This window comes from Neolewinella agarilytica (assembly GCF_900110645.1).
Lineage (GTDB): Bacteria > Bacteroidota > Bacteroidia > Chitinophagales > Saprospiraceae > Neolewinella > Neolewinella agarilytica.
The window spans coordinates 92792-110450 of the sequence record NZ_FOFB01000002.1 but is presented as its reverse complement, the minus strand read 5'-3'; the positions used below and the strand labels follow the sequence as shown (position 1 = coordinate 110450).

7 protein-coding genes and 1 tRNA gene are annotated in these 17659 nt (G+C 55.5%); 5 read left to right on the top strand and 3 right to left on the bottom strand.

Translation table 11 applies throughout. The annotated features are described in order from the left end of the window. Positions 1 to 36: 36 nt before the first annotated feature. Positions 37 to 4893 (bottom strand): T9SS type B sorting domain-containing protein, encoded by a 4857-nt coding sequence (locus BM123_RS02690; protein WP_090165274.1) that lies wholly within the window; start codon positions 4891 to 4893, stop codon positions 37 to 39. A 170-nt stretch (positions 4894 to 5063) separates the two neighbouring features. On the opposite strand from BM123_RS02690, the gene metF reads away from it, so the two are divergent. Beyond that, complete coding sequence (gene metF, locus BM123_RS02685; RefSeq protein ID WP_090165273.1) at positions 5064 to 6026, top strand: methylenetetrahydrofolate reductase [NAD(P)H]; 963 nt, start codon at positions 5064 to 5066, stop codon at positions 6024 to 6026. A 178-nt stretch (positions 6027 to 6204) separates the two neighbouring features. Here the strand turns inward: metF and htpG are convergent, their stop codons facing one another. Continuing rightward, the gene (htpG, locus tag BM123_RS02680) at positions 6205 to 8094 is read right to left on the bottom strand and encodes a molecular chaperone HtpG (protein WP_090165272.1); all 1890 of its coding nucleotides are present in this window, start codon (positions 8092 to 8094) and stop codon (positions 6205 to 6207) included. A 283-nt stretch (positions 8095 to 8377) separates the two neighbouring features. On the opposite strand from htpG, the gene BM123_RS02675 reads away from it, so the two are divergent. The 4 genes from BM123_RS02675 to BM123_RS24660 all read left to right on the top strand — a co-directional run bounded on the left by BM123_RS02675 (position 8378) and on the right by BM123_RS24660 (position 13847). After that, on the top strand, positions 8378 to 9124 hold the full coding sequence (locus BM123_RS02675) for a UDP-2,3-diacylglucosamine diphosphatase (RefSeq protein WP_090165271.1): 747 nt from the start codon (positions 8378 to 8380) through the stop codon (positions 9122 to 9124). Between the two features lie 331 nt (positions 9125 to 9455). Beyond that, positions 9456 to 11825 carry an alpha-ketoacid dehydrogenase subunit alpha/beta gene (locus tag BM123_RS02670; RefSeq protein WP_217642082.1) on the top strand — a complete coding sequence of 790 codons (2370 nt, stop codon included), beginning with the start codon at positions 9456 to 9458 and terminating at the stop codon, positions 11823 to 11825. Positions 11826 to 11989: 164 nt separating this feature from the next. Next, a tRNA-Gln gene (locus tag BM123_RS02665) sits at positions 11990 to 12061 on the top strand. A gap of 487 nt (positions 12062 to 12548) precedes the next feature. Further along, positions 12549 to 13847 (top strand): T9SS type A sorting domain-containing protein, encoded by a 1299-nt coding sequence (locus tag BM123_RS24660; protein WP_175489224.1) that lies wholly within the window; start codon positions 12549 to 12551, stop codon positions 13845 to 13847. A 388-nt stretch (positions 13848 to 14235) separates the two neighbouring features. Here BM123_RS24660 and BM123_RS02650 read toward each other — a convergent pair whose 3' ends face one another. Beyond that, positions 14236 to 17256 (bottom strand): WD40/YVTN/BNR-like repeat-containing protein, encoded by a 3021-nt coding sequence (locus BM123_RS02650; protein ID WP_090165268.1) that lies wholly within the window; start codon positions 17254 to 17256, stop codon positions 14236 to 14238. Positions 17257 to 17659: the final 403 nt, after the last annotated feature.

The window sequence follows — 17659 nt, the reverse complement described above, 5'->3', positions numbered from 1 at the left end:
ACCTGCAACTTGAAACTTGAACCCTACAACCTGACTCTACCTCACCAGCACAATCTCCCCCTCAAACACCTCTACCCTTCCGTCAACGAATTCAATTTCGGTGGTGAATACGAAGACCGCCGGGTTCATGCCTTTGCCCCGAAGGGTACCATCCCAACCGGAGGCCGCGTCGTTTGGCGCCAGGTTTTCGGCGAAGAAGACGGCGTTCCCCCATCGATCATAGATACGAAGGGAGGGAATATTACGGACCAGCGTGGAATTAGCGAAGGGAACCCAACGGTCATTCACACCGTCTCCGTCGGGGGAGAAAGCCGTGGGGAAGTAAACATTAAGGCTTCGGTCAACAATGAGTTCCAGCTGATCGCTGGCCCGGCAGCCATCGGTGGTTTCTACGGATAAGGTATAAATCGTTGTCTCGCTGGGGGAAGCATTGGGGCGGAGGCAACCTTCGCAGCTGAGCGCCGTCGTTGGTGTCCAGGTGACGATGGCGAAGGCAGAATCCGCAAAATTGGTCACCGTATTCAGCCGAAAGCTATCACCGAGGGAAATGAGCGCCCGGGCGTCCAGAAAAACATCTAGCTCCGGCGGAAAGGGAATATTCGTTTGCTGACGGATTTCGCAGCCCTTAGCATCCTGCACAACGAGCCTGTAATCGCCGGATTCCAAACCAGTAGCCAAAGTATCTGACTGAAAGCTCGCACCGCCATTAACCGAATACAGGAAGGGAGCGGTTCCACCACTGACCGATTCAAAAACGACGGTTCCCGTCGGCACTCTGCAGTCAGGCGGCACCTGACTGAATGCGAAGGTTTCGGGCAAGTCCTGTATCGTCACAACCGTATCTCCCCCGACACAACCGTTACCCTGGTCAGTTACGGTGACGGTATAAGTTCCGGGGCCATCCGACAGCGGGCGGGCGGAGTTTTCATCGCGGATGATGCGGCCATCGGCCGTCGTCCAGGCGTAAGTGAAGGGCCCCAGACCCGTTGCTTCGGCGGAGAGTTCCATCGGTTTACGTTCGCAGCCCAGGTCGATATCCGGCCCGGCGGAAACCGCCGGTGGCGTCACATTGCGGTTGACCCTGACGGACAAAACCGCCCGACACCCCGTGCTTCGGTTGGAAGCCGTTAAGCGGTATCGGCCGGGAGCCGTCACGGTGGGCGTAAGCGTGCTGCCGCCCTGAAGGAAGTTACCGCTGTCGTCCGTCCAGAACAGGAGAAATTCATCGGCGTTGGGTTCGTCCAGGCTGGCGACAATGTCCACGGAAGTACGGGTACAGGTCAGCAGGTCGGGGGGGAGGAAAGAGAGCTGCGGCGGAGCAGCGTCCCGTTGTACGATGACGGAGTCTGTCGCCTGGCAACCATTGACGGTGTTACGAACCGTCAGGAGGTAAGTCCCCGCTTCCGCTACCACGGGCATCAGCGTTTCGCTGCCGGAGACAATGTTCCCGTCGGCGCTGGTCCAGGCATAAGCGAATTCACTTCCCTGGCTGGAGCTGGTGGCCAGGAGCTCCCGCTGTGGGGTTCGGCAGTCCAGGGCTCCGGGCGGAGTAATCGCTGCCAGCGGAGCTATGGTATCAATCCTCACCCGAACGGTGGTTGAATCAGTACAGCCATTAGCGGGGTTCTCCAGCCGTAACTGATACTGGCCTGGGCGATCCACTACGGGGCTCGGGCCATCCGTTCCGCTCAGGAAATTTCCGTCCGGCGTAGACCAACGGATCAACAGGGAGTCCGCGACGCTATCCGCCTGCAGCGACAGTTCGGATCGTTCACAATCCAGGGCTTCCGGCAGGGCGAGGCGAACGCGTGGCAACTCTCGGTCAGCCGTAACCAGAACCTCTCCGTCCGCCGAGCAGCCATTGCCCCGGCTCGTCGTCGTCAGCCGGTACGTTCCGGCAAAGCTGACGGGGAGGGTGGACAGGAAATCCGGCCCCATGAATTGTCCGTTCGGGGTCGTCCACCGATATTCGAGATTGGGATTGATGGCTTCTGGGTTACCGAGAAGCACCTGGCGGGTCCGGCAGGTCAGCTGCCGGGTTTCGGGACCGGTAACGGCCACGGGAGCGGTAAAATCGGCCGTTACCTTCACGCTATCGATGGCAAAACAGCCGTTATCGGGGTTTTCAGCGCGGAAGTAATAAGTACCTGAATCAATGACCGAAGGCATTAGGCTGTTGAAGCCGAGCCCGGCAGCGTCCGTCCAGGCATAATCGAAGCCCGATCCGCCGGTGGTGTCGGGCAAAAGTTGCAGGGTGGGCGCACGGCAATCTAACCTTCCCCCTGCACCTGCGTCCGCGCCCGGCATCACGGTATCCTGCATAACGACGACATCGAGTTCGGTCGAACAATCGTTGTTCTGATTCAAGATCGTGAGCGTATAGGTACCCGCCGCATCGACGCGGGCCTGCAGGCTGTTTTCTCCGTTCAGGAGGTTACCATCGGTCGTCGTCCAGCGGATCGCGAAGCCAGGGTCATCGTCGGAATTACTACCGTCCAACGTTAGTTCTGTCCGCCGGCAATCCAGCCTTTCCGGTGTAGCAATACGTACCCTTGGAGCTGCTGCGTTTTCTGAAATATTTACCGTATCGCGGCTAACGCAGGCATTGGACGTGTCCGTCACCACCAGATAATAAGTACCCTGCGCATTGATCACCGGGCGGGGCGATGTTGAATCTGCGAGAAAATTTCCGCCGGACGTTGTCCAGCGATAAACAGCGTTCGTTTGTGGTGCACCTCCCCGAAGGGTGTCCTGCAAACTCGCACAAGTGAGGGTAAAATCAGGCCCCGCATCCGCCAGTGGCGGGAGGGTATTTTCAGCGACAACAATCATACTGTCGGCCGAGCAACCGTTCTGCGGGTTAGTAACCGTCAGGGTATAACTTCCGGCGCCCGCCACGGTGGGGCTATCCGTATTTCCATCGCTTACGATCGTGCCTCCGTTGCTGGCCGTCCAGGTGAACTGAAGTGGCCCAAAGACGGAGTTTCCGCTGCTGCTTAAGGTCATTTGGGCGCTTCCGCAGGTGAAAGGTGGAGCTTCCGGAACAGCAATGTTTACCGTTTCCACCCGGGAGATGACCTCTACCGTATCTCTGGCGCTGCAGCCCGAAGCTCCGTCGGAGACCAACAGAAAATATTGCCCCGGAGCGTCCACCAGAGGGCTGCCGCCATTGGCTCCGGAGACGATGTTTCCCGTGTCCGTCGTCCACTGGTAAAGGATGGGGCCTCCGATGGAGGAAGCACCAACGGACAGGCGGACACTCCTTTGCCGGCAATTGAGTGTGTCGTTCACCACGGCGTCAGCTATCAGGTCCGAAGGAGTTTCGTTTACCCTCACGGTGGCGCTTGCTTCACAGCCCGTAGTGGTGTTGGTCAGGGTAAGCGTATAATTACCGGGGAGGTTGACGATGGGCATGAGCCCGTCAGTTCCGCTCTCGAAGTTGCCGTTGGGTGTCGTCCAGACAGCGGCAATGTTGGATGCCATTGCGGAGCCGGAGCCGTCGAGTTGAATACTCGGGCTGTCACAACTTAATTCGTCGGGCAGGGCAATGCGGGCAAGGGGCATTGTCTCTTCTGCCGTCACCATAACCGAAGCCGTCGCCCGGCAACCGCTGGGCTGGTGGATAACCGTTAGCTGGTAGGTTCCCTGTGCATCCACTTCGGGGCTGGCGCCGTTGGCGCCGGAGAGAATGTTGCCGTCGGTCGTCGTCCATTCATAGCGGATGTTACTGCCCGAAGAAGAGCCCACGGCGGTGAGAATGGCCGTCGGGTTATTACAATCAATATCATTGAGCCGGTCAGCGGCTGCATCGGGGATGTCGGTGCTTTCGGTGACAAGGACGGTAGTTTGATCCGTGCAGAAGGTGACCCCGTCATCGTAGGTTACTTCGAGTTCGTAAGTGCCCGCTGCGTTGATGCGTGGAGCCGGGCCGTTGGCCCCGGAGAGGAGGTTACCGTCGGCTGTCGTCCAGTTATAGAAGTAGTTCGCCCCGTCGCTGGAGTTCGTTCCGTCAATGACGACGCCTTGCGGAGGAACATCGCAGGGAAGCGACAGGGTTGCGGGCGCATCCGCCTCGACGCTTACCTCAAAAATTTCCACCTCATCGCTCTGTTCACAAACCGGGCCGAAGAAGATATCGTCAATGGCAAAGTCATTGCCGGAGCCCTGGGTATTCTGATTAGTTATGCAGATCTCCGCAGAGTTGCTTCCGCCAGACTGCCAGACCTCGTCGAACTCCCGCCAATCACAGGTACTTCCGGAGGCCCGGAAGTTATCTCCCACTAAATCTCCATTTACCGAAAACTGCAGCCTGGCCGGGTTTTGCGGGTGGACCGATTGCAGCCAGGCGTTGAAGACGTAGGTCGTATTCGGGTCTACACTGACCGTTTGGCACCAGACATTTTCGTTGAGCGTTGAAGAACCGTTGACAACCATCATATTCCCGCTGCCGCTATGATCCGGACAGTTGGAAAAATTGGTGTGCGTCAGGTTACTGTTGGTGGTAATGACGTATTCCCCTTCATCGGAGAGCAGACCAAAGCTTCCTCCGGAGCCCGGACTGTAGTCCGTAGAAAAGCCACTATCGCCGGCCTCGAAGTCTCCGTTGGTGATGATGTTGTTCGCGGGGTCAAAAACCAGGGCCGTCAGGGTATACACTGCAGGCCCCGTTACCGTGGCGGTGGGCTCCAGGTCAGTGGCATCGGACAGCCCCTGGGCCGGCGTCCAGGCAAAGCCCACTACGTTAGTCCCGAAAACATCACCCAGCAACCGGACGCTGCCCCCTCCGGCACACACACTAAGGTCAGCTCCGGCATCAACCGTAACCCCGCACTGCCCGGCTAGTGAGCAAGACAGGCTGAGAACCATCAAAAAGCAGAAAAGACGAAGGACCATATAGGAAGTAAAGGACGAAGGATTATCCTGTTCTCCCACAAAAAACGAAAAAAAGAAGGAACTTCTGTTATCGTAAAAAGAGAAGGGACAAGTGACCGATAGCGGACAGCTCTCTGCTGTTCAGCCACTATCTTTGCCACCTCCTCAAAAAATCCCTTTAGGATTTCCATATGCGCGTTACCGACTACTTTGAACAGGCTAAAGGCAAAACCCTTATCAGTTTTGAGGTACTACCTCCACTAAAGGGAGGCAGTATGCAAGCCATTTTTGACACCCTTGACCCTTTGATGGAGTTTAAGCCGCCCTTCATTGACGTTACCTACCATCGTGAAGAATACGTTTACAAGCGGCGGCCCAGCGGCTTTTACGAAAAAGCCTCCATCCGGAAGCGCCCCGGTACCGTTGGCATCTGTGCGGCCATCATGCATCGTTACGGCGTAGACGCGGTGCCGCACTTACTGTGCGGCGGGTTTACCCGCCAGGATACCGAGAACGCCCTGATCGACCTGGGCTTCCTCGACGTACAAAACGTACTGGCCCTGCGGGGCGATGCCCGCAAATTCGAAGGAAAGTTCATCCCCGAAAAAGATGGACATGACTATGCATCGGACCTGGTGGAGCAGATTTCAAACATGAACAAAGGCATCTATTTGGATGACCTGACGGCTACCGACGAAGCGAGTAAAACCAACTTTTGCATCGGTGTTGCCGGCTACCCAGAGAAACACTTCGAGTCGCCTAACATGGAAATTGACCTGCGTTACGTAAAAAAGAAGATAGAAGCAGGAGCCAATTACATCGTAACGCAGATGTTCTTCGATAACGAGAAGTACTTCGCCTACGTAGATGCCTGCCGCAAAGCAGGCATCGATGTCCCCATCGTTCCGGGGCTGAAGCCACTCACCAAGCTTTACCAACTTAATTCTATCCCCCGTTTGTTTCACGTAGACCTGCCCGACGATTTGGTTAGTGCCATTACTGCAGCAAAGAACGGTGAAGCCCGGCGGCAGGCGGGGATTGAGTGGTGTATCGCCCAAAGCCAGGAGCTTAAAGAGCGAGGAGCACCCTGTCTGCATTATTATACAATGGGAGATTCCAGTACGATTCAGGCGATTGCTAAGTCGGTTTATTGAGATAGGATAAACCCTCTCCTCCGGCCCTCAGGGCTAAGGCATATCTACCGGACGCTCACCTCGCAGCAGCCCTAAAAAGCAATCAGCACCCAAGCCGCTAAGGCCTGGATGCTGATCGCTAAATATTTCGTCTGCGGAGGGGGAAGCCCCCCTCGCTAAATACGAAAGGCAAGCCCGCCTACCCCAGCATCTTCATGCTGCGGTCAACGAAGGCTTTCAGGTCGGGGCCTGACAGCATTTGCTGGCTCAGTAGCGCGAGCTGGTAAAGGTGAGTGGCATTTTCGCTGCGTTCGCCCTCGTCCTCTTTAGCCAGGATATGCTCCTTCACGGTCGGGTTATTGGCGTTGATGATGACCTGAACGCTGTCCGGGAACATACTCGTGTCCATGCCCTGCAGCTGCTGCATCTCCTTCATGCGGCGCATGAATTCCGGGCGAACAATCTGTACGGGAGCATCGGCAACATCCAGTGGCTTCACCTCTACGGTGCCCGCAGTGCCAACGATGTTGGTAAACAAGTTGGTGACCGTCGTTTGCTCTTCCTCACTCAGGAGATTTTCTTTCTCCTCATCTTTCTGCACCAGTTGGTCTGGCGTAGCGGAATCGACCCGTACGAAGGTCATCTTTTCCTCCTTTTGCTCCAATGCCTGCAGGAAGGGAGCGTCAATGGCGTGCTCAAAAACGAGCACGTCGTAACCCCGGTCCTGGGCCGCAGTAATCAGTGTGTGCTGACGGTCCTCATCGGCGGTGTAGATCCCCACCAGCCGGTCGTATTTATCCGTCTGGTTGGCGCTGATCCGCTCGCGGTATTCCTCGATGGTGGAGTGCTTACCTTCAGTATTCTCCAGCAGGACGAATTTCTTACCCCGGTCGTAGAACTTGTCTTCAGAGATCATACCGTACTTAACGAAGACACCGAGATCCGGCCATTTGTCTTCGAAGTCCGCCCGGTCCTCCTTGAAGAGGGAAGCCAGTTTCTCGGCCACCTTTTTGGTGATGTAGCCGGTGATTTTCTTGACGTTTGTGTCCGCCTGCAGGTAAGAGCGGGATACGTTGAGAGGAATGTCCGGGGAATCGATCACACCGTGCAGAAGGGTGAGGAACTCCGGGACGATCTCTTTCACGTCGTCCGTTACGTAGACCTGATTGCTGTAGAGCTGAATCTTGTTGCGCTGCAGCTCCAGCCCACCGGAAACTTTCGGGAAGTAGAGAATACCCGTCAGGTTGAAGGGGAAATCAATGTTGAGGTGAATCCAGAACATGGGCGGCTGGCCCATGGGGTAGAGTTCCCGGTAGAAGCTGACGTAATCCTCATCCGTAAGGTCAGCGGGGTTCTTTTTCCAGAGCGGCTCGGTGTTGTTGATGATATTGTCCACCTCCGTTTCGATCTTTTCGGGGGCGGGTTTCTCTTCGCCTTCGGCAACCTCTCCTTCAAATTCCTTGTATTCCACCTCGGTTTTAGTACCGAAGCGAATGGGTACGGGCAGGAAGCGGGCGTACTTATTCAGCAGGCCTTCGATTTCACTGTTTTCGAGGTACTGTACGCTGTCTTCAGAGATGTGCAGAATCACATCAGTACCGTGGAAGTCGCGTTCAGCGGTACCGATCTCGTAGCTGGGGTCTCCTTCGCAAATCCAGCGAACGGGCTCGCTACCTTCTTTGAAGGAGCGGGTAACCACTTCTACCTTATCCGCCACCATAAAGGCAGAGTAGAAGCCCAGGCCGAAGTGGCCGATGATGCTGGCTTCGTCTTTGTATTTATCGACAAAATCCTGAGCAGAGGACAAGGCCACCTGGTTCAGGTACTTTTTCACTTCCTCTTCGGTCATCCCGATACCGCGATCGCGGATGGTGAGGGTTTTGGCTTCTGCATCGATAAGAATATCGATGGTGGTTTCTCCCAGTTCTCCTTTGACTTCGCCTTTACGGGCAAGAGTTTTGAGTTTACTGGTAGCATCAACGGCGTTGGAGACGAGTTCCCGCAGGAAGATTTCCTGATCAGAGTATAGGAACTTCTTAATGATGGGGAAGATGTTCTCCGTTTGTACGGAGATGTTTCCTTTTTGCATAGTTGTATGAATTTTAGTCGGTTTAGGTGTAGGCAAATGACGTTCCAACAGGAGGGTACTGACTTTTTGTCGGTCGATTCGCTCATCGGATACATCTTTCAGCCTGGCGTAGCCGGATGGAAGTTCATCCGTGTGTCGAATCGACTACGAGCTTTTATGCATCCGATAAGCTTTTGCGACTACGTCAGCAAAAGGTGTATCGGATAAAAAAGCCTGCCCCTTACCTCCCCCTGCACCTGCGGCTGCGCCCAATTCCCCCCAATGACCTTTCTTTGTGGCAACTATGGCCATCTACTTCGCATCTGATTTCCACCTTGGCGTTTCCGCTGCCGTTTCCAGCCGGGAGCGGGAAAGCCAGATCGTTGCCTGGCTGGATCACTGCTGGAGAAAAGATGCCGAGGCCTTCTACCTCGTCGGTGACCTCTTTGAATTCTGGTTCGAATGGCGGGAGGTTGTCCCGCGTGGCTACGTCCGTTTCTTCGGCAAACTGGCCGAAATTGCTGACGCTGGCATCCCCATTCACGTCTTTACCGGCAACCATGACCTGTGGATGGAAGATTACCTGCAGGAAGAAATCGGGGTAGTGATGCACCGCCAACCTCTGCGGATTACCCTGCTGGGTTACGAAATGCTGATCGGCCATGGCGACGGGCTCGGCCCCGGAGACTATGGCTACAAACGCCTCAAAAAACTATTCGAAGCCCGCTGGGCCCGATGGTGCTACAGCCGCCTGCATCCCAACCTGGCCATGAAGCTGGCTTTTTATTTCAGCGGCAAGAGCCGCAGCAGCCAGCCGGCAGAAACGGAATTTCTTGGCCCGGACAGAGAATGGCTCGTCGCCTACGCCGAACGAAAAACTTCCATCGAGCCCGCGCTGGACTACTGCGTTTTCGGGCATCGCCACCTGCCCATTAATTACCCGCTGAGCAATGGCCACAGCCGATACGTTAACCTGGGAGAGTGGCTGCATTATAATTCTTACGCCCGGCTGGAAAGTACCGAAGGCTTATCGCTTGCCTACTGGAAATAAAGGGTGGAAATAAAAAGGCGCCTTTTTTTGCCCCTTTCGTTTGATCTGCCTAATTTGTCGATATCCGAACAATAATCGCCCTTAATCGCTTTCATCAATACAAGGTTGTGTTCACAGGCCTATTTCCAATTTAGACTCCGTTTTCAATAAATCGTAAGTCATAGGTTAACAGAGAGTTATGAGAAAAAAACGTATTTTTGCCCCCAGTTAGGGGCATCCCTTCCCCTGATTTGTTTGACTTCCTGAGCTGACTGACCACTGCCACCGCACTCGTTTACGAGCACCCGCAACTCATTCCCGGACTACCCTGTGCCGGACAAAAAATACCGCATTGTCACCGCAAAAAACGAAATTACCCCTCGTAGAAAACCCGGATGCCTCCGCACCCGATTTTGAGCGCGCCCTGAAAGACTATTACACCTGTCGCGTAAGTAGGGAATTGAGTAACGTGATCCGCCGGGACGTACTGACGGGCCGGGCGAAATTCGGCGTAAGTGACGACGGTAAGGAACTCTATCAGGTAGCCATGGCCCGCGCCGTAAAAAACGGCGATTGGCGAGCCGATTACTACCGTGGACAGACGCTATTGCTGGCCCTTGGTCTCTTTACGGTGGAAGACATCCTGGCACAACTCTACGCCGATGGAGACAAAGACCCCTTCAGCGCCGGACGGCAGATGGTCGGCCACCACGCCACCCCTGCCATCAAAGAAGACGGCAGCTGGGTAGATCAAACAAAAAGCTTCAACGTCAGCAGCGCTACTTCCCCCACCGCCGGGCAGATGGCCCGGGGTATGGGCCTTGCCTTTGCTTCCACCATTTACCGCAACGGTAAGAACCTGCCGGAAGGCTTCAGCGACAACGGTCAGGAAATTTGCTGGACGGAAATCGGGGATGCTTCCACCTCGGAAGGTGTTTTCTGGGAGGTGATGAACTCCGCCGGCGTCGTTCAGGTCCCTATGATTACCACCGTCGTTGATGATGGCTACGGCATCTCCGTGCCGGTCACCCGGCAAACCACCAAGAGCAGCATCAGCAGTGCCCTGGCTGGCCTGCAGGCCGGAGAAGACGAAACCGGTGACGGCAGCGGCATTGACATCTATGGCGTGAAGGGCTGGGACTACCCCGCTCTGGTCGCGCTCTACCCCAGCGTAGCCGACCGGGTACGGAAAACCCACCGGGCGGCCCTGATCCACGTACGCGAGCTTACCCAGCCGAACGGCCACAGCACCAGCGGAAGCCACGAACGCTATAAAGACGAGGAGCGCCTCGCCTGGGAAAAAGAATGGGATTGCCTGTTGCAGTTCCGCCACTGGCTCATTGCCGTTGGGGCCGCCGAAGCGGATGCACTCGATGCTATCGACAAGCAGGCAAAGAAAGAAGTCATGGCCGGCCGTAAAAGAGCCTGGGATGCCTACACCAGCCGCCTAAGCGCGGAGCGGGACGAACTGCTGGCGCTTCTGCCAGCAAATGACCCCGCCTACGACCACCTCCGCCAGGAAGTCAGCAAAACCGACCTGCCGATCATCTCCGAGCTGGTAGACAGCGTTCGCCGCTTCCGGCTTTCCCTGAATGACCCACTGCCCGCTCCGCTAAACAGCTGGCTCAAAGAGAAGCGGCTCAAGATCAAGCAGGACATGGGCAGCGACCTGTACAGCGAGACGGCCTGGTCGCCCATCCGTGTACCGGAGGTAAAGGCCACCTTTGCCGACGATGCCACGACGAGACCCGCTTACGAACTCTTGCAAAAGTATTTTACCGCCAAGCTGCACGAACGGCCCGAGATTTTCGCCTTCGGGGAAGACGTGGGGACGATTGGCGACGTCAATCAGGGCTTTGCCGGTCTGCAGGAAGAGTTCGGCAAGCTGCGGGTTTTCGACACCGGCATCCGGGAATGGACAATCGTTGGCGGTGCCATGGGCATGGCTATGCGCGGGCTGCGGCCCATCGTTGAGATTCAGTATCTCGACTACGTCTTTTACGCCATGAGCGTATTGACGGACGATATCGCCACGCTACGCTGGCGGTCGGCCGGGCAGCAGGCCTGTCCCATCATCGTCAGAACCCGCGGCCACCGGCTGGAGGGCATCTGGCACAGCGGCAGCTATCTGTCGCCGCTCATCGGCACCCTGCGGGGCATGCACCTCTGTGTTCCGCGGAACACAACCCAGGCCATCGGGATGTACAATACGCTGCTGGCTGGGGACGACCCGGCCATCGTCGTGGAAGTTCTCAATGCCTACCGCCTGCATGAGCGGATGCCGGCAAACCTAACGGAATTCACCGTTCCCCTCGGCGTGCCCGACTGCATCCGGTCCGGAGACGCGCTGACCATCGTTACCTACGGTGCCTGCGTGAAAGTCTGTATGGAAGCCGCTGACCTGCTGGCCCAGCGGGGCATCGAGGCGGAGATCATTGACATCCAGACCCTGCTCCCCTTCGACCTGGAGCACCGCATCGGGAATCACCTGCAGCACACCAACCGCCTGCTGATCGTTGACGAAGATGTGCCCGGCGGCACATCGGCCTACATTCGCCAGCAAATCCTGGAAGTGCAGGGGGGCTACGCTCACCTTGACGCTGCCGTCAAGACCGTGACCGCCTCCGAACATCGCCCTCCCTACGGAGACATCGGCAACTACGCCGGCAAGCCACAGGTGATGGACGTAGTAGAAGCAGCCCTTGAACTGACCAAATTTTAGGGCGAGCACGCAGGTGCAAGGGAAGCTTAAACAGCAAGGGGAAGTACCCGGGAACTTTTTTCTCTCTTTCCTCGTTTAATTTTTCCAAAAGAGTTTGCCGAAACACATATACAGTAGTATATTTGCGGCCGCTTAGGGGGAAATCCTTTTCTCTTTTCGCACATAGACCCATGGTGTAATTGGCAACACATCAGATTTTGGTTCTGTCGTTCAAGGTTCGAGTCCTTGTGGGTCTACAGAAGCCCCTTCACTTCGGTGGAGGGGCTTTTCTGTTTGGGGAGGGGAGCGTAAAGCTACAGCGGTAGTTAATCACAATGAGTTAAATCAGCCAGAAACAACAGTTGTGGTTACCAGTGCAGAAGTTAATTCTTCATCACTGCAGTAGTGAATAGCTGCGGTAAAATTCCTAATGAATTATGTTTTGTGTGGTTTGTTATTTTTGCACTAAGTCTCACCTCTCTTTTGAGTCGCTCGAACTATAGCAACCAATTATCTATACCCTATCAAACAATAAATATGCCTCTCGTTTTTTTGAGCTCAGTGTTCATAGGATTAACACATAAGCAGCGTGGACTATTAGCAAGACTCTCGCTTCTTGTCCTCCGACTATCCATCTTCCTCATTACACTGGGAACGCTCCATGCCCAGTGCGAAGTAGGGCAGACCTCCCAAATATTTATTGCAGCCGGAAGAACCACGCAGCTTTTCACTGTGCCTGTTGGAGTGACTTCCCTTACCGTTACAGCTGTTGGTGCAGATGGTGGTAATGCGGGGGCCAATTTAGGTGGTAGTGGCGCTATCGCTACTAGTACATTTTCGGTCTCTCCAGGGCAGAAGTTTCAAATAGCAGTTGGTATTGCTGGCGGACAAGTCAGAGGCGGTGGCGGCGGAGGTTCCGGCATTAGGACTCTTGAAAACGGCTTAAATGGTCTCATCCTCATTGTTGCCGGAGGTGGAGGAGGAGCCGGAGGAGGAGAAGGGGCCCTTGGTGGCGGCGGAGGTACCGAATTCGGCATCGGAGCAGGAGGTACCGGAGGGACTTTCAACATGCCAGGTGGTGGAGCTGGAGGAGGAGGTGGTGGCTTTGAATGGGGCAACGACGGTAGTTTTGGCGGCGACTTCGGCTTCGGCGGACGCGGTGGTTTCCCCAGAGACGATAGATTCGGAGGCAACAGCCTAGGTGGCCTAGGTGGCCTAGGCGGTTCCGGTGGTGCCGGTGGTGACGGCGGCAGCGGCGTCGGTGGCGGTGGCGGTGGAAATCGAGGCGGTGGTGGAGGCGGAGGTTACAGTGGCGGTGACGGCGGTGACTTGATCGACGGATTTGGACACGGCGGTATCGGCGGCAGTTCTTTCACTAATGCCAGCAGTACCAATTCCAGTATAACTCCAGGAGCTGATGGTGGCAGCATGAACATGGACGGCTCTGTCACCATCTGCTATACTCCTGCAGTTGCCCTACCAGTGACCATGACCTACTTCCGCAGCAGCCCCCAGACCAAGCACATTCAGCTCGAGTGGGCCACCGCCAGTGAGGCCCATAACGAAGGCTTCGAGGTCCAGCGCAGTATTGATGGTAGCAGCTTCGTCAATCTCGGCTGGGTAAACGGGGGTGGCACCGCCAACGAAGAGCAGACCTACCAGTTTACCGACGACGAGGTACAAGCCAATACCACTTATTTCTACCGCCTCCAGCAGGTCGACCTTGACGGCACCGCAGCCTTTAGCCAAGTGGTTTCCGCCATGATCACGGATGGCGACCTCGCGCAGGTCTCCGAATTCTTCCCAAATCCCGTTGGGAAAGAAACTGGCGTTGCCAGCTTCCGCATCAACATGCCAGAAACGGGGCAGATGGCCATTCAGTTGATCGATGCCCAGGGCAGACTCGTCAAGGAATGGAGCCAGGAATACGCTGCGGGGCAAAGCGTCTTTTCTGTCCCCATCAGAGACGTACGCGCCGGGCAGTATTTTGCAAAAATGCAACTTGGCAAAGAGGTTGTTTACCGGAAACTGGTGGTGAACTGATCCGGTTTACACTCGAATCACAGGCTAAATAAATCGGTAGAAATGCTTAGGGGTGTTGCGCATGATACCGTTAGAATTTCAGTCCGGTTTTATGTACTGCATGCTTGTTTTGCGGTTATGAGCCGAGCTAACTGTTTGACAACAAAAGAGCGTAGGTCTACCTTGTGGGTCTATAGAAGCCCCTTCACTTCGGTGGAGGGGCTTTTCTGTTTTCGGGAAGGCTTATCTAAGATGGTTTTACTAAGCGAGCTCACTAATTAAAAAAAGTGACAAAATCTTTATTAATGGGCCCGCTAATAAAGAAAATGGGCAAAAATTTAATTAACAATGGCAACTAATAAAGAATTCTGGCCTTTATTTTAATTAAGCGAGTACGCTAACAACATCCCTAATCCCCCCTCTCACTCAACTTCACCTTCTCCCCCTTCAAAACTTCCAGCCGCTCAAACACATCCCGCCCCGGCAGCTGATCCGCCCGACGGACAATGCCGTACAGATAGCTGACCTGACTGATGAGCATGGGTTTTTGGTAAGTCCCCTTGGCCGTAACCAGCTGTTCGTGTAGCTGCTGGAGTTGCGCCAGCTGCTTTTGCTCAGTGGCCGTCAGTGTTTCCTTTGCCTTCAGGGCCTCTAGTTTCTCTTCGATCTCATGGGCCATCTTTTTCAGCTCGGAGAGTAGTGCGATGATGTCCAGCGCAACGGACTCCTGTTGCTGTACGTCCGCCAGGCTGACGCCGCTGGCGGCCACTTTAGGGTCGAGCTGCAGGGCGAAGGATTCCTCCATCGTCTTGTCTCCTACGGTCAGGCGAACGGTGTAGGTACCGGGGCTGACCATCGGCCCGCCGGCGTATCGCCGGCGCTCGGAGGCATCCCAGCTGCCGTGGTGGCGCATATCCCAACTGAAACGGTGGAGCCCCGGCTCGGTGCTCAGGGAGCTGTTCAGGTTGTAGGCTACATCATTGGTTGCCATGTCCCGTACGACTTTAGCGGGCTCGCCATCCTTATTATCACTGACCAGTGTGCGGACCACTTTACCGGTCGCATTCAGGAATTCCAGTTTGAGGGGTTCCGTCACGCCTTCGGGGAGGTAATAATCAATGTCCATCCCCGGCAGCAGATAGTCCACGTGTTCGCTGCCGCTGCGCCCGCGATAGCGGTAACGGACCTGGTCTCGGGGCCGGAACAAACGGGCGGGCGAAGAGGCCGCCAGTTGCTCGGCGCCCTGGTGAAGGCTCGAAAGATTATCCATCACCCAGAAAGAGCGGCCCATGGTGGCCAGCACGAGATCCTTTCGGTGGACCTTGATGTCGCTGATGGGCGTAACCGGCAGGTTACGCTGGAAGGACTGCCAGTTTATGCCGTCATCAAAGGAAATAAACAGTCCAAACTCGGTTCCGGCGTAGAGCAAGCCTTCCCGGTCGGGGTCTTCCCGCACAACCCGTACGGGATGGTCTGCGGGGATGCCGTTCTCTCCGCTCGTCAGCAGCTCCCAGCTTTTGCCGTAATTGGTGGTTTTGTAGATGTAGGGTTTCCAGTCGCCCAGCTGGTAACGCATGGAGGTAAAGTAGGCCTTCCCGGCCTGGTGCGGGGAAGGTTCCACGCAGTCGATCCGTCCGCCTCCGGGGAGGTCCGCGGGGGTGACGTTTTTCCAGTTGGCACCGCCGTCCCGGGTCAGGTGCACCGGGCCGTCATTTGCCCCGACCCAAATCAAGCCCTTCTCAACGGCAGATTCACGGATAGCATAAATCGTGCTGTAAAATTCCTCTCCGGTAATGTCACGGGTAATGGGAGAACCTGAGATTACCTGTTTATCGTCTTCGAAGGCCGTCAGGTCCGGGGAGATGATTTCCCAGGTCTTTCCTTCGTCCGTCGTTTTATGGACAAACTGGGAGGTATGATAAATGACCTCCGGGTCGTGGGGAGAGACGTGGATGGGGGACACCCGCTGGAAGCGAAACTTCAATTCTTTTGGGTTATGCCCGTACATAAAGGCAGCGCCCACGTCGTAGCTCTGTTCCTGTCCCGTTGTTTTATTGTAGACACTGAAGCGCCCCTTACAATTAGAGTAAACGATATCCGGGTTTCCGGGTTTGGGAACGGCGGGCCCCGTTTCGCAGCCGCCGGTATTCATCACCAGCCCAATCGCGCCGGCCTGATGGCTGTATGGCGGCAGGCTGGGTACGGAGATGGTGGTGTAATTGTCTTGCTGTCCGGCATAGAGCCAGTAGGGGTACTGATCGTCTACTTCCAGCGTATAGAGTTCGGCCGTGGGCTGGTTCAGTTGGGTCGACCAGGTTTCGCCACCGTTGTGGGTAACGTTAGCGCCGCCGTCGTTTGCCTGGATGAAAAGCCGGGGATTATCCGGATTGATCCACATATCGTGATTGTCTCCATGGGGAGGGTTGAGTCTTTCCCATTTTTCACCGCCGTCGGTCGACTTCAGGTAAGGCGTTGACAGAACGTAAAGGATGTCTGTGTCCTGCGGGTCAACATCGAGATTGGTGTAGTAAAAGGGCCGGATGGAGAGGTTTTTGTCGTTGGAAACGTGGATGAAGCTTTCCCCCTGATCATTGGAGCGATACAAGCCCCCCTTGTCGTTGGGCGCTTCAATTAAGGCGTAGAGCAGGCTGGGATTGGCCGGGCTGACGGCCAGGTCGATCTTCCCGACGATGCCGGAGGGGAGACCTTCTTCGAGCTTGGTCCAGTTATCGCCGCCATCGACGGATTTGTAGATCCCGTGCTCTTCTCCCCCGCTAATGATAGTCCAGGGCTTCCGCTCGGCCCGCCAGACGGTGGCGTAGATAATGTCTGGGTTGCTGGGCATAAATTCCAGGTCAGCCGCGCCGGTTTGCTCCGAGATGAACAATACTTTTTCCCAGCTCTTCCCTCCGTCCTTTGTACGGAATACCCCGCGTTCCGGGTTAGGAGCAAAGGCATTTCCGATGGCCGCCACAAAAGCAATATTATGGTTAGTGGGGTGGATTTCTACGGCGCCGATCTGGCCGGCGTTCTTTAGTCCGATGTGTTTCCAGGACTTACCTGCATCGACAGATTTGTATACTCCCTTCCCGGCGATAACGTTGGAGCGGAGTCCGTCCGAGCCCGTACCGACGTACACGATATTAGGATCATTCTGTGCGACCCGGATCGCGCCGATCGACGGAGTATCAAAAAAGCCATCGGACACATTGGTCCAGCTCGTTCCGTAATCTTCCGTTTTCCACACGCCCCCTCCGGTAGCTCCCATGTAGTAGACATTGGGCTGTGTCCGTACGCCGGCTACGGCCGTGGCCCGGCCGCCCCGGGTAGGGCCGAGGTTGCGGTACTCCAGGTGATCTAATTTGATTTGTGCGGGTAATTCCGCGACCGTCAGCAGGCAAAATAGAAGTAGTACAATCGCTTTTTTCATTATCTGGAGTGCTTTTGGGGTTCTTTAGGGTAAATATACCTACTTGCACCTTGCCTCCCCGCACCTGTCGGGCCGTCGGGCCCGATTCCCGGGGAAGAAGGCCTGGTCCACTGCTACAGGGAAGTTACCCTACCTTGCTTTCCATCACCCAAAAGCCATGAAAACTACGTCCAGCCGCTGAATCCCGCAAATCAGGCACAATAACTATCCCCACCTTAACTCCATCCTGTACAACAGAAGACATTACTAAAGTTATTGTCCGCTAAAGCTTCCGCCTAATTTTATATCTTTGCTGTCTACCTTTACCCCTCTAAGATTACCTGGCTATCTATTTAAACGTAATTTTTCTTCCGCACCAACAGCTTGGCTGGCGTGCTAACGGGAGGTATAACTGGTAGCAAAC